The 12,758-nt window shown below is 63.7% G+C and carries 15 protein-coding genes; 6 read left to right on the forward strand and 9 right to left on the reverse strand.

Annotated features, from left to right (window positions below; translation table 11 throughout):
* Nucleotides 1-73 precede the first annotated feature (73 nt).
* Genes K5R33_RS06885 through fabA form a run of 3 tightly spaced genes read right to left on the reverse strand, consistent with a single transcriptional unit; the run spans nucleotide 74 to nucleotide 2,520 of the window.
* On the reverse strand, nucleotides 74-724 hold the full coding sequence (locus tag K5R33_RS06885) for a pyridoxamine 5'-phosphate oxidase family protein (RefSeq protein ID WP_220748269.1): 651 nt from the start codon (nucleotides 722-724) through the stop codon (nucleotides 74-76).
* A gap of 25 nt (nucleotides 725-749) precedes the next feature.
* Entirely contained in the window at nucleotides 750-1,979 is a 1,230-nt protein-coding gene (gene fabB, locus K5R33_RS06890; RefSeq protein WP_220748521.1) for a beta-ketoacyl-ACP synthase I, read from the reverse strand.
* A 31-nt stretch (nucleotides 1,980-2,010) separates the two neighbouring features.
* The gene (fabA, locus tag K5R33_RS06895; protein ID WP_220748270.1) at nucleotides 2,011-2,520 is read right to left on the reverse strand and encodes a bifunctional 3-hydroxydecanoyl-ACP dehydratase/trans-2-decenoyl-ACP isomerase; all 510 of its coding nucleotides are present in this window, start codon (nucleotides 2,518-2,520) and stop codon (nucleotides 2,011-2,013) included.
* Nucleotides 2,521-2,670: 150 nt separating this feature from the next.
* Here fabA and irrA point away from each other — a divergent pair, with 150 nt between their 5' ends.
* The 3 genes from irrA (at nucleotide 2,671) to K5R33_RS06910 (ending at nucleotide 4,837) form a co-directional block, all read left to right on the forward strand.
* Nucleotides 2,671-3,099 (forward strand): iron response transcriptional regulator IrrA, encoded by a 429-nt coding sequence (gene irrA, locus K5R33_RS06900; RefSeq protein WP_220748271.1) that lies wholly within the window; start codon nucleotides 2,671-2,673, stop codon nucleotides 3,097-3,099.
* Nucleotides 3,100-3,174: 75 nt separating this feature from the next.
* Nucleotides 3,175-3,927: an SDR family NAD(P)-dependent oxidoreductase gene (locus K5R33_RS06905; RefSeq protein ID WP_220748272.1), complete on the forward strand. Its 753-nt coding sequence runs from the start codon at nucleotides 3,175-3,177 to the stop codon at nucleotides 3,925-3,927.
* A 22-nt stretch (nucleotides 3,928-3,949) separates the two neighbouring features.
* The gene (locus K5R33_RS06910) at nucleotides 3,950-4,837 is read left to right on the forward strand and encodes an NAD(P)-dependent oxidoreductase (RefSeq protein ID WP_220748273.1); all 888 of its coding nucleotides are present in this window, start codon (nucleotides 3,950-3,952) and stop codon (nucleotides 4,835-4,837) included.
* Nucleotides 4,838-4,883: 46 nt separating this feature from the next.
* Here K5R33_RS06910 and K5R33_RS06915 read toward each other — a convergent pair whose 3' ends face one another.
* From K5R33_RS06915 to K5R33_RS06930, 4 genes are read right to left on the reverse strand one after another with little or no spacing between them, the layout of a single operon-like run.
* On the reverse strand, nucleotides 4,884-6,929 hold the full coding sequence (locus tag K5R33_RS06915; protein ID WP_220748274.1) for a molybdopterin-binding protein: 2,046 nt from the start codon (nucleotides 6,927-6,929) through the stop codon (nucleotides 4,884-4,886).
* Nucleotides 6,917-7,393 (reverse strand): molybdopterin-guanine dinucleotide biosynthesis protein B, encoded by a 477-nt coding sequence (mobB, locus tag K5R33_RS06920; RefSeq protein WP_220748275.1) that lies wholly within the window; start codon nucleotides 7,391-7,393, stop codon nucleotides 6,917-6,919. Before mobB ends, K5R33_RS06915 begins: the two co-directional genes overlap by 13 nt.
* The gene (mobA, locus tag K5R33_RS06925) at nucleotides 7,390-7,989 is read right to left on the reverse strand and encodes a molybdenum cofactor guanylyltransferase MobA (RefSeq protein ID WP_220748522.1); all 600 of its coding nucleotides are present in this window, start codon (nucleotides 7,987-7,989) and stop codon (nucleotides 7,390-7,392) included. The genes mobB and mobA overlap by 4 nt, the downstream gene beginning before the upstream one ends.
* An 11-nt stretch (nucleotides 7,990-8,000) precedes the next feature.
* Nucleotides 8,001-8,828, reverse strand: a complete 828-nt coding sequence (locus K5R33_RS06930; RefSeq protein ID WP_220748276.1) for a formate dehydrogenase accessory sulfurtransferase FdhD — start codon at nucleotides 8,826-8,828, stop codon at nucleotides 8,001-8,003.
* A gap of 64 nt (nucleotides 8,829-8,892) precedes the next feature.
* Between K5R33_RS06930 and K5R33_RS06935 the strand changes: the two genes are divergently transcribed.
* Both K5R33_RS06935 and K5R33_RS06940 read left to right on the forward strand, forming a co-directional pair.
* Nucleotides 8,893-9,594 (forward strand): AzlC family ABC transporter permease, encoded by a 702-nt coding sequence (locus K5R33_RS06935; protein ID WP_220748277.1) that lies wholly within the window; start codon nucleotides 8,893-8,895, stop codon nucleotides 9,592-9,594.
* Nucleotides 9,591-9,914, forward strand: a complete 324-nt coding sequence (locus tag K5R33_RS06940; RefSeq protein ID WP_220748278.1) for an AzlD domain-containing protein — start codon at nucleotides 9,591-9,593, stop codon at nucleotides 9,912-9,914. Before K5R33_RS06935 ends, K5R33_RS06940 begins: the two co-directional genes overlap by 4 nt.
* On the opposite strand, the gene K5R33_RS06945 is transcribed toward K5R33_RS06940, so the two are convergent.
* The gene (locus K5R33_RS06945; protein ID WP_255576188.1) at nucleotides 9,911-10,375 is read right to left on the reverse strand and encodes an Lrp/AsnC family transcriptional regulator; all 465 of its coding nucleotides are present in this window, start codon (nucleotides 10,373-10,375) and stop codon (nucleotides 9,911-9,913) included. The genes K5R33_RS06940 and K5R33_RS06945 overlap by 4 nt on opposite strands.
* Nucleotides 10,376-10,519: 144 nt before the next feature.
* Here K5R33_RS06945 and ald point away from each other — a divergent pair, with 144 nt between their 5' ends.
* Nucleotides 10,520-11,641: an alanine dehydrogenase gene (gene ald / locus K5R33_RS06950; protein WP_220748279.1), complete on the forward strand. Its 1,122-nt coding sequence runs from the start codon at nucleotides 10,520-10,522 to the stop codon at nucleotides 11,639-11,641.
* Nucleotides 11,642-11,705: 64 nt separating this feature from the next.
* Here the strand turns inward: ald and mscL are convergent, their stop codons facing one another.
* On the reverse strand, nucleotides 11,706-12,152 hold the full coding sequence (gene mscL / locus K5R33_RS06955; RefSeq protein ID WP_220748280.1) for a large conductance mechanosensitive channel protein MscL: 447 nt from the start codon (nucleotides 12,150-12,152) through the stop codon (nucleotides 11,706-11,708).
* Between the last annotated feature and the right edge of the window lie 606 nt (nucleotides 12,153-12,758).

Genomic DNA, 12,758 nt, shown 5'->3' on the forward strand with positions numbered 1-12,758 from the left:
CATGGGACTGCCTTCTTCTACGTCACGCCGTCCATGCCACGGCGACGCCCTGCTGTCACGGGGGCGACACCCCTCAATACATCGAGCGGCGGTAGCTTTCTTCTATGGCGGCGCGCAGGTCGCGATCTTCCTCAGAGGTGACCTTGGCGCCCGTCGTCTGCTCCCGCACCATGGCCAAAAGAGACGGCATCTCTGATCGATCCTGCTGGGCGTCGACATCCCACAGCCGCGACCGGCGGAAGGCTTTGGCGCAGTGGAAAAACACCGAAGTCACTGTCACCAGGATCGCCAAGGTCGGGACGCGGCCGTTCACCGCCATAGGCCCCAGAACCTCGGGGTCAGTGACCAATTGGGCCGTTCCGTTGACGCGCAACGTCTCGTCGAAGCCCGGAACGATGAACAGCACACCCACATGGGGATCGGAGAGGATATTCTCCAGACTGTCCAACCGATTGTTGCCGGGGCGATCTGGTATGGCCAACGTGGTGTCGTCCAACACCCGCACAAATCCAGGCGGGTCGCCCCGGGGGCTGACGTCGGATTTGCCCGAGGCATCGCGCGTTCCCAGGCACAGGAACGGCGCGCGACGGATAAAATCGCGCGCATGGGGGTCCAGGGTGCCGATGACCTTCTCGCCCGCAACGCCGCGCACCTCTCCGTAGAGAGACCGCAGCGAAGTGAGATTACCGATTACATGATCGGGCGATATCTCGGGCTTGGTCATCGGCGCCCCCGGTTTTGCCTGCGCGTTACGCGCGATGTTTGGAGATGATCACCGTCCCGTTCGTCCCCCCAAAGCCAAAAGAGTTCGACAGGATCGAGTCGATCTCTGCGCCCTCGGTCAGCTCGGTGTTGATTTCAGCCGGGGACAATTCCGGGTCCAACTCGGTCACATTGATCGACGGGGCGATGAACCCTTTGTTCATCATGATCATCGAATATATCGCCTCCTGCACGCCGGTGGCGCCGAGGCTGTGGCCCGTCATGGACTTGGTGGACCCGACGGGGGGCGTGTTGCCTTCGCCGAAGATGTTGCGCAGAGCAACGATCTCTTTGATGTCGCCCACGGGCGTCGACGTGCCATGGGCGTTGACGTAGCCAATGCTGCGGTCCTCAGGCAGTTGGCTGAGCGCCAGGCGCATCGCCCGTTCGCCACCCTCACCCGAGGGGGCGACCATGTCGGCCCCATCGGATGTTGCGCCGTAGCCGGTGACCTCACCATAGATCGTGGCGCCCCGGGCGATGGCGCGCTCCCGCTCCTCCAGGACGACCACACCCGCACCGCCCGCGATAACAAAGCCATCACGGGTTTTGTCGTAGGGACGCGAGGCCGTCTCGGGCGCGTCATTGTACTTGGACGACATGGCGCCCATGGCGTCGAACAGACAGGACAGGGTCCAATCCACCTCTTCCCCACCGCCAGCGAAGACGATGTCCTGCTTGCCGAACTGGATCTGTTCCACGCCGTTGCCCATGCAGTGCAGCGAGGTCGTACAAGCCGAGGTGATCGAATAGTTCACACCCTTGATGCCAAACGGCGTGGCCAAGCAGGCGGAGTTTGTGGACGACATGCAGCGCGTCACCATGAAGGGGCCCATGCGTTTCGGGCTGCCCTTGTTGATGACGGTGTCGAAGGCCGTGAAGAAGTTCGAGGTCGACGGGCCGCCCGACCCCATGACAAGGCCGGTGCGTTCGTTCGACACTTCGGAGTCGGTCAGGCCGGAATCCGCGATGGCCCGTTCCATGGCGATGTAATTATACGCCGCACCCGGCCCCATGAAGCGCAGTTGCCGCTTGTCGATATGCTCGGCCACGTCGATGTCGGGCACGCCATGAACTTGGCTGCGAAAGCCATGTTCCGCGTAGCTGTCGGAAAAGGTAATTCCCGACTTACCGGCGCGCAGGCTCGCCTCCACCTCATCCGGTGTATTTCCGATGGGCGAGACGATCCCGATCCCTGTGACGACGACGCGACGCAACATGTCTTTAGCTTCCCTACTTGGCGGCGGCTCAGCTTTCGCTGAGGGCGACCTTCATGTCTTTGACTTGATAGATGACCTCTCCGTCGGCCTCCACGATACCGTCGGCGACCCCCATGGTCAGGCGGCGGGTCTGAATGGCCTTGGTGAAGTCGATCTTATAGGTCAGCATCTTACGATCCGGCCGCACCATACCGGTCAGCTTGACATCTCCGACCCCCAGGGCATAGCCGCGCCCCGTCCAGCCGCGCCACCCCAGGTTGAAGCCAGTCAATTGCCACAAGCCGTCCAAGCCCAGGCAACCAGGCATGATTGGGTTACCCGGGAAGTGACAGTCGAAGAACCAAAGGTCCGGCGTGATACCGAATTCGGCCAGCACATGACCCTTGCCGTGGGCGCCGCCGTCACCGCTGATCTCGGTGATGCGATCCATCATCAGCATGGGGGGTTCGGGCAGCTGAGCGTTGCCCGGGCCGAACAGCTCCCCACGGGCGCATTTCAGCAGGTCGTCGCGATCAAAGCTGGTTGGATATTGGCCCATGGGTCCCCCGGTCGAAAGATTTGGCGTGGTCTAATGCCCAGGTTACAGCCCTGCAACCCTGCGTGACCTTTGTCGTCAGATAAGCCACCGCAACGACAAATATGCGAATCCGATTGAAACCCTTTGGGGGACAACCCTATATTGGAGGTGATGACGACCATCTCAGATACGGCCCGATCCCGCGGCGAAGCCTGGTTGCTCGGCGCATCCGTGCGCCCAACGCGACAGCGCGTGGCCCTGGCCGCTTTGTTGATGGGCGATGGCCATGACCGCCACGTTACGGCGGAATGGCTGCACGACGCCGCGCGCATGACTGGCGACAAGGTGTCTTTGGCGACGGTCTACAATACGTTACGGACGTTTTCCGACGCGGGATTGGTTCAGGAAATCACGGTTGATGGAACCGGCTCCTACTTTGACACGCGCCTGGATGATCACCCGCACTTCTACTGGGAAGACGACGCCCGGTTGACCGACGCGGGGACGGCACCCCTTGAAATCACCAACCTGCCCGAGGCCCCTGAGGGGATGGAAATCGCTAAGGTTGACGTGGTGATCCGCCTGCGCCCCAAGCGCTGACGTCATTTTGTTTGCGGCGGCCTTGACCGACCGTGTTCTGGGGATAAGCCCTGACACGCAGCAGTCGGAGGTCCCATGCCTAACTTTGCCACCTATCCAAGCCTGAAGGGCAAGACGGTCTTCATGACGGGCGGCGCCTCGGGAATCGGCGCTGAGATCGTTGCCGCCTTTGCCGACCAAGGCGCGCGCGTGGGTTTTCTGGACATTGACGCGGCTGGCGGGGCCGCCATGGCCGCGCGGTTCCCGGGTGTCGTCCATCACACCTGCGATTTGCGCGACATTGACGCCCTGCGCGCGGGCTTCGACGCTTTGAGCACGGCCCTCGGCCCGGCGGATGTGCTGATCAACAATGCAGCACGCGACGACCGCCACGATTGGCGCGACGTGACGCCAGATTATTGGGATGAGCGGCAGGCCACGAACCTGCGGCATATGTTCTTTGCAATCCAGGCCGTGGCCCCCGGCATGGCCGGTCAGGGCGGCGGGTCGATCATCAACATGGGCTCCAACTCCTGGTGGGAAGCGGGTGGCGGCTTTCCGGCCTATGCCACTGCCAAAGCAGCGGTCCACGGGTTGACCCGCACCATGGCGCGCGACTTGGGCGGCGACCGCATTCGGGTGAACACCGTTGTCCCGGGATGGATCATGACCGACCGCCAGAAGGAGCTTTGGGTGACCGAAGAATCCATCGAGAAACACCGCGCGCGACAATGCCTGCCAGATCTCATCGATCCGGTGCATGTGGCCCGGATGGTTCTGTTCCTGGCGTCAGACGATGCGATGATGTGCACGGCCAACAACTACATGGTGGAGGCCGGCTCCATCTGAGCCGGTTCGGGGAGGGAAAAACATGGATAAGATCGGATTTGTGGGCGTGGGCCTGATGGGGCACGGCATGGCGGCGAACATCCTGGCGGCGGGGTATCCGCTGACCGTGATCGCCCATCGCAACCGGGCTCCGGTCAAGGATCTCGTTGAGAAGGGTGCGACCGAGGCCGCAGACTTGGCAACCCTCGCCCAAACCTCAGACGTGGTGCACATCTGCGCCCCGGGCTCCCCCCAAGTGGAAGGCATCGTTGCCGTCCTCGAAGAGCACATGGCAGAGGGTGGGGTCGTCATCGATTGCTCCACCTCCAACCCGATGTCCTCGTCCGTCCTGGCGGACCGCCTCGGGGAAAAGGGGATCGGATGGTGCGACGCGCCCCTGGGCGGCACGCCTGTGCAGGCCGAAGCGGGCGAATTGGCCGCCATGGTTGGCGCGACGCCGGAGGTGTTCGCCCGTGTGGAGCCGATCCTGAAAACCTGGGCTGGCCCCATCGCCCACGTGGGCGGCCCTGCGGCGGGCCATAAAATGAAACTTCTCAACAACTTCCTCGCCATGGGCTACGGCGCCCTGTATGCCGAGGCGCTGGCGCTGGCCGAGAAGACGGGCCTGGGCACTGACACCTTCGACAGCGTAATCCGGGGCAGCCGCATGGATTGCGGGTTCTACCAGACGTTCATGGGCTATGCGGTTGAGGGCAATGTCGAGGCCCATAAGTTCACGCTGACCAATGCGCTGAAGGACATGACCTATTTGGCAGCCATGGCCGGCGGTGTTGGGGTCGCGAACCCGATCAGCGGCGCCATCCGCAACTCCTACGCCCTGGCTGTGAACACCGGCGGAGATGGGCCGGAGGATTATGTGCCGCATTTGGTGGACTATGTGGCGCGGTCCAACGGGATCGAACGCGGCTGACGGCAGGCGGGGTCTTGGGAGTGATCTTTCATCCGGGCACCCGATCCTATCCGACCGTCCCCAACCCGAGGTCCTGGAACGGGATGTAGCGCACGGGCGTGCCGGGCGTGATCTCGGCGGCGCCATCGGGTAACAGGACGAAGCCTTCGGCCCAGCTCAGACCGGACACACGGCCCGACCCCTCAGAAGCGAAGACCTCCGCGTGGCCATCCCTCAGGCGGGCGCGCAAGACTTCGGTCCGGCCAGGTTTCTTGCGTTTTGAGAAGGCAGCGGGGACATCACGCCCCGGTGGGACCTGCCACCCTGCCCCAGCCATTTGCAACAACGCGGGCCGCGCAAATAGGGCCGCGCAGGTAAAGGCGGCAACGGGGTTCCCCGGCAGGCCAAAGATCTGACGGCCCTTCCACTGCCCGAGCGCCAGCGGTCGCCCCGGTTTGATCGCGATGCGCCAGTGCTGGACGCTGCCTTCGGTGGTCAGCAGCCTCGACAGGTGGTCTTCATCCCCTGCGCTGGCGCCGCCCGAGGTCAGGATGGCCGCCACGTCCGAGCCATCTAGCGTGGCGCGCAGCACGGAGGCGTCGTCGGGGACGTGGCCCAAATCCACGGCCTCAAGGCCCCAGGCATCCAACATCGCCAGCAGCATGGGCCGGTTCACGTCGTGAATGCCCCCGCCAGCGGCACCGGGCGCGATGATCTCGTCCCCGGTCGACAGCACGCCGACCCGCAGACGTTCACGCACCGACACGCGTCCCAGCCCCGCTGCGATCGCCAAGGCCGTATCTGTGGGGCGCAGACGACGGCCTTCTGGCAGGATCGGATCACCTGTGGCGATATCCTCGGCTTCGGGGCGGGTGTTGGCCCCGGGCTTGGGCAGGGCGCGCAGGTGCAGACCTTCGGCTGTGGCCGAGGCGTCTTCTTGCAGGGCGACGGTATCCACCCCCGGCGGCAAGGCCGCGCCCGTGAAGATGCGGAGGGCATGACCGGGGGGCACAGGCGCGGCCCGCGTCGTTGCAGCAGCCGCGCGACCAGGCGCAATCGGCACTGGACCGGGCGCAAGCGTCCCGTGGGCAAAGGCCCATCCGTCCACGGCAGCATTGGCCGCCGGCGGGTGAGACCGTGCTGCCGTTACCGGTGCGGCCAAGATCCGACCGGTGGCTTGGTCCAACGGGACCTCTTCGACCCCCACCCGACAGGGGCTGGCCTCGCGCAAGGTGGCCAGAGCATCCTCCACGCTTGTCCAATGGACGCCGGGCGGCAGCGCATAGCAATCCCCCGCCGCTTGGACGCCGAGAATCCAGCCTTCCTCCCGCGCGATGCGGGGGGCGTCGGGTTGTGCACCGGGGCCTGTAAACCACTCCGGCGTGGCGCGGCGCAGGGCACGGGCCGTCGCGATAACCTGGCCCTGATCCTTTATGGGAGCAGACGCGACGGGCCAAAGACTGGGGTAGATCTCTGCCAGCGTGATCCGCGCCTCTGGCACTTGCCACCCCGATTGGTGCGGCCAGACCTGCAAATCCTCCCCCCAGCGTGCCCGCAGTTTGGACAGGGCCGCCAAGCCCACGAGGGACTGCGAGCCGACGGCCCCCGCATAGGCCAATTGCCAGAGCGGTTTGGCCCCGGGCACCACGTCCTCCACCGCGCGCCGCCCGGGCAGCCCGTGGTCAGCCCGCGCACGGTCGGTGGGCGGCAGGTCTGGCAAATCTAGGGTCGCGGGCCGACCCCAAAACGGACCAACCCCCGGGAACAAACTATTGATGTCCTGGGCCACATCGTAGCGATTGTTTCCGTTGTCAGGCCCGTCCTCGACCCGCGCCGACAGCCAATCCCAGACATCCAGCGCGCTGTCGCCGCCCGTCAAGGCCTGGGCAAACCCAGCGGGATACCCAAAGGCAAAGTCAAAGCCCAACAACGTGCGATGCCCCTGCCCTAGCCAGCCGTCGATATGCGCCAGGGCTTTGGCCCGTGTCGGGAAATAGGTGGTGGTCTGCGCGCCGTTGAGGTCCGCGCACACCCAGATGGCATCCTTTCGCGGGGTCGGGCCGGTCGGTTTGGCGGCTGCGGACCAATCGGCCACGAGGATCAGATCGAACATACGAAATCCGCGAGGGCCTGGATATCGTTCAGGTCAAACGACGGCGGCACCACCTGGTGAGGCGTGTCGGAGGCAAAGGCCGCAATCGTCGGGTCCGACAGACAGAGCGGCGGCTCCGTGCAGGCGCTGCGCCAGGCTTCGATCCGGGGATGGGTACCGGCCTTCCAACCCTCGGCGACGACCATGTCACAGGGCGCGATCCGCGTCAGGATCTGGTCTAGCGTCAAAGGCCTGGGCGTCTCCTCCATCACCGCGAGCCGCGCATCGGAGGCCAGCACGGTTTGCCGCGCCCCGGCCAGGCGGTGACGATGGCTGTCCGTGCCCGGCACCTCAAGGTCGAGCCCGTGGTGGGATCGTTTGAGCGTCGTGACGGTCAGGCCCCGGTCCACCAGTTCGCGCACCAGCCGTTCCGTCAGGGTCGTCTTGCCCGCGTTCTTCCGCCCGATCACGCCGATGACCTTCATGCCAACGCCTCCGCCCGGGCCAAGTCTTCGGGCGTGTTGACGTTGAAGAACGGGTCCAGCGGCTCGGTCGGGAAGATAGCCAACCCGGCCCCATGGCGGTCGGTCCAGTGGAGCACTTTGCGCACACCCTGCCCCAAGGCCGCCCGCAAATCATCGCGCAGGGCAGTCGGCCAGAGCCCAAAGGTCGGCTGCGGCCAGGTCTGACCGTCCTGCCGTGTCGCGGCAAGGGCCAGACCGGACGGGCCAGCCGCCGCCAAGAGGCACGGCACAAGATCAGGCGGCAGGAACGGCGTATCTGCCGCAGCCGTCACGATATGGGGGCAGCCCATTTCTGCGGCCCAATCGAGACCGGCCAGAACGCCCGCCAGGGGCCCGGGGTGGTCGCGCACCGTATCGGGCAGGACGGGCAAAGCCAGGTCATCCCAGCGGGCGGCATCGCCGTTGGCGTTCAGCGCCATGGCGTCCACCTGCGGCGCCAACCGGTCGATCACCCGCGCGATCAAGGGCTGCCCCCCGATCATTAACCGGCCCTTGTCGCCCCCGCCCATGCGGCGCGCAAGGCCACCCGCGAGGATCACACCATGGGGTTGGATCATCGCCATTTGTGCTATTCCTCATCCCAAACGATACGGTCCTCGCCGCTCAGGCAGATGAACCGGCTGCCCTTCATGCGCCCGATAACCGTAAGACCAACCTGGCGCGCGATCTCTACCCCCCAGGCGGTGAAGCCCGAGCGGCTGACCAAGCAGGGGATGCCCATCAGCGCGCATTTAATCACCATCTCGGACGTGAGGCGCCCCGTCGTGTAAAGCGTCTTGTCGTCCGCCGCGATCCCATTGGAGCGCATCCAACCCGCCAATTTGTCGACGGCGTTGTGGCGACCCACGTCCTCGAAATACGCCAGGGGGTCTGGGCCCTGACACAGGCAGGTGCCGTGGATGGCCCCGGCCTCCAGATAGAGGCTGGGCGTGCGGTTGATCGCCGCTGACAGGCTGCGCAGGTCGGACACGCGCAGGGGCGTCGGAGGCAGTGTCAGCCCCTCCAACCCTTCCATCATGTCGCCAAAGACCGTGCCGACGGCACAGCCAGAGGTGCGCGTGGCCCGAGACAGCTTTGCTTCGTGGTCCGTTTCGACTTCGGTGCGGACCACAACGACCTCAAGCTCTTCGTCGTAATCGATGCCCGTCACGCGATCAGAGGCGCGCACCATCCCCTGGTTCACGAGAAACCCCAAGGCCAGCCACCGGGGGTGATCGCCAATCGTCATGGCGGTCACGATCTCGCGCGCATTGAGGTAAATGGTCAGCGGTCGTTCCTCCACCACGCGCAGATCGACGGCGGCACCGGTCTGATCGTGGCCCACCACGGGGCGCGTCAGGCGCGGCGCGCCCGGATCGGGGATCACCTGCAAAGTGGGAGGGATTTCGGTAGACACTTGCGAACCTCAGCGCCAGGACGTTAGGGCCCAGAGTGTCTGGAGCGGCAAGGGGATGCAAGGCATGGTCACAGCGTCACAACGGACCAAATCCCCCTTTGTTCGCGGCACGATCCAGGGACTGCCCTTTCTGATTGTGATCGTCCCATTTGGCGCGCTGTTCGGCGTTCTGGGAAGCGAAGCCGGCCTGTCGCTGGCGCAAGTGATGGCCTTCTCGACCCTGGTGATCGCGGGGGCGTCCCAGTTTACCGCCGTGCAACTAATCGTCGAGCACACGCCCATGGCCATCGTTGTGCTGTCAGCGCTCGCGGTGAACTTGCGGATGATGATGTATTCGGCACCCTTAGCCCCGCATCTGGGTCCAGCGCCCGTATGGCAACGGTGCTTGATCGCGTATTTGCTGGTCGATCAGGTCTATGCGCTGGCGCAATCGGCCTATGAGGATGCACCCCACTGGGACGTGCGCGACAAGGTCGCCTACCTGGGGGGCGTCGCTGTGCCGGTCTTTCCTGGTTGGGTGGCGGGAACCTGGGCCGGGGCTGCCTTGGGCGCGCAGTTTCCCGAAAGCTGGTCGCTGGACTTCGCCCTTCCCCTGGCGTTCCTGGCGTTGGTGGGTCCAATGCTCAAGACCAGGGCCCATGTGGCGGCGGCGTTCGTGTCGGTGCTGGGCGCGCTTTTGTTGGCCTGGGTGCCCTGGAACCTGGGCCTTATCATAGCGGCGGGCCTCGCCATGGCCGTTGGCGCAGAAGTGGAGCGACGGGCATGAGCGATGGTGCCATCTGGACGACCATTGTCCTTCTCGGGATCGGGACATACGCGATCCGCTTTTCGTTCCTGGGGCTTATCGGCAACCGCGCCCTGCCGCCTGCGGTCCTGCGTCACCTCCGCTACACCGGTGTCGCGGTCCTGCCAGGTCTTGTTACGCCTTTGGTTGTTTGGCCCAGCGCAACAGACGGGGAAATCGATCCCGTCCGACTGACGGCGGCGGTCGTCGCCTTGGCGGTGGGCGTCTGGCGCAAAGACACGATCCAGTCTGTCCTCGCGGGCGGGATCACCTTTGGACTAGGCGCCTGGCTTGTGGCCTAGACCGGCAGGGCCGTGGTTTTGAACACGGTCTTGAGCGCAAACGACGATTGTAGTTTTGCCACGCCGGGCAAACTGGCCAAATGGCGCCTATGGATCATCGCGAAATCCTCACTGTCCCGGGCAACCACCTTGAGCAGGTAGTCATAGGCTCCGGTCATCAGATGGCATTCCAACACGTCCGGGATGCGCGCCACGGCGGCCTCAAAGGCGTCCAGGACCTCATCCGCCTGAGTCGCGAGGCTGATCTCAACAAACACGGTTGTCGGGCGCCCGACGCGCCTGGGATCCAACAGCGCCACATGACCCGAGATCACGCCCATTGACTGCAGCCGTTGCACCCGTCGATGACAAGCCGACGGCGACAGATTCACCGCCTCAGACAGCTGTGCCGCCGATAGCGTCGCATCCCGCTGGACGAGTCGGAGCAGCCGGGCGTCAGTCTCATCAATTCCGTCAGTCACGCAAAAATTTCCCGTCAAATTTATCAGTAGCGCCAAACTTTCGCGGATAACCGTATCACAGCGACAAAGATCACGAAACCTTTTCACCGCGCTCCCCCTATACATCGGATCAACGCAAGTCACGCACATCAGGGAGATCGCGTCATGCTCATCGGCTGCCCGAAAGAAATCAAACCACAGGAATTCCGCGTTGGGATGACGCCATCCGCCGCCATGGAAGCCATTGGCCATGGCCATCAGGTCGTGATCGAGCGGGGCGCCGGTGCGGGTTCCGGGTTTGAAGACGCTGAATACGAGGCCGTCGGCGCACGCCTCGTGGATACGGCTGCCGAGGTCTTTGCCACAGCCGACATGATCGTAAAGGTTAAGGAGCCACAGGCCGTCGAACGCGCGATGCTGCGCGACGGGCAGATCCTGTTCACCTACCTGCACCTGGCGCCCGACCCGGACCAGACCCATGATTTGCTGGCCTCCGGCGCAACCTGCATTGCCTATGAAACCGTCACAGACCCGCGCGGCGGCCTGCCCTTGCTGGCCCCAATGTCCGAGGTCGCCGGTCGCTTGGCCCCACAAGTCGGCGCCTATACGCTCCAGAAAGCAAACGGCGGGCGGGGTGTTCTGCTCGGCGGCGTGCCGGGCGTCGGCCCAGCCGAGGTCGTCGTGATCGGTGGTGGTGTCGTAGGCACCCATGCGGCGCGCATTGCCGCCGGTATGGGGGCCAATGTGACCGTTCTGGACAGATCCCTCACGCGGCTTCGGTATCTGGACGACGCCTTCGGATCGGTCTTCCGCACGCGTTATGCGAGCGCGGGAAACACGGCCGAAATGGTCGTGCAGGCCGACATGGTGATCGGCGCCGTTCTTATCCCCGGTGCCGCAGCGCCCAAGCTCGTCAAGCGCGAGCAGCTACAGTACATGAAGCCCGGGGCCGCAATCGTTGACGTGGCCATTGACCAAGGTGGGTGCTTTGAGACCTCTCGGGCCACCACCCACCAGGATCCGATCTACGACGTCGACGGGATCATGCACTACTGCGTTGCGAACATGCCCGGCGCCGTAGCGCGGACGTCGACGATTGCGCTCGGCAATGCGACCCTGCCGTTCATGCTGGACATCGCAGACAAGGGCTGGCGCGAGGCGTGCCTGGCCGATCCGCATCTGCGTGCCGGACTGAACGTCCACAGCGGCAAACTCACGTATGCAGCCGTTGGCGAAGCCCTCGGCCTGGACGCCGTGGACCCCATGGCGGTGCTGAACGCGGCCTAACGAGCCTCGGTCCCCACGTTGGCGTCGCGCTGGCCCGCAGGTGATCCTTGCGGGCCAGTTCGTGTTAGTTTGAGGACCCGTTTGCCCTTAAGCTGTCGCGAATTTCGAGCAAGACATCCAACTCCGAAGGGCCTGAGGGCACCTCAGGCGCAACCTCCTCCGGCTTTTCGGCGGCGGCTTTGACACGGTTCACCATCTTGACCAGCAGGAACACAACCCACGCGATGATGAGGAAGTTTATGACGGCCATCAGAAAGTTCCCAATCGCAAAGATCGGGACGCCCGCCTCGGTGGCTGCATCAATCGACGCGTAGCTCTGGTCCGGATCGAAATCGAGTTCGTAGAACCAGCCAGAGAAGTCAATTCCCCCCGTAAATAGCGCAATGATCGGGTTGATGATGTCACCCACGAGCGAGGTCACGATCGCTGTGAAGGCCGCCCCCACGATGATACCAACGGCCATATCCATGACATTGCCTTTGGCAATGAAGTCCTTGAATTCATTTATCATACTGTTTTCCTGACGTCCCAAGTCACCTGAGCACGCATTTTTGCGGCGCCCGGGATCAAGCGTGCCAGAAAACATCAATTTGTCACCAACTTTATGAGCGCACCTGGGCGGGCGATGCGCTCCCCCTCCGACCCATCATAGCGGGAGATACCCCAGAGTGGTGGCCGCTGACACAGCAAGAACCGACGCCAAAAACAGCAGCGCCCACAACATTAATCGTACAGCCATGCGATCATCCATTGTCGCAGAATACCAATGAAGTCTTTCTAGAACGTTAATACGGAAATAAAGGAACTCGAAGAACACTACATGTATAACAGGCGGTATGTTGCCTGTTATTACGACCATCGTATTTCTAGCCTGCCTTATGATGATTAGACCGGCGCCGTTTAACACAAACGTGCCAGATGGAGCAGACGAATAGGCGTCACTATTGCGAAAAGGAATTGCAAGAGAACGTCCGGCGGCCGGAAAAGGGGCTCTGAGAACCAATAGGCCCATAGTGATGCAGCAGAACGCCCGGGCCTCGATTTCGTGTTGGACGCCGTCACAGATGGCCGCGAGTTTCCTGTTCCGGCCATCCTCAGTGGCGCTAATCGGACGTGC

This window comes from Jannaschia pagri, from assembly GCF_019655435.1.
Taxonomy (GTDB): domain Bacteria; phylum Pseudomonadota; class Alphaproteobacteria; order Rhodobacterales; family Rhodobacteraceae; genus Jannaschia; species Jannaschia pagri.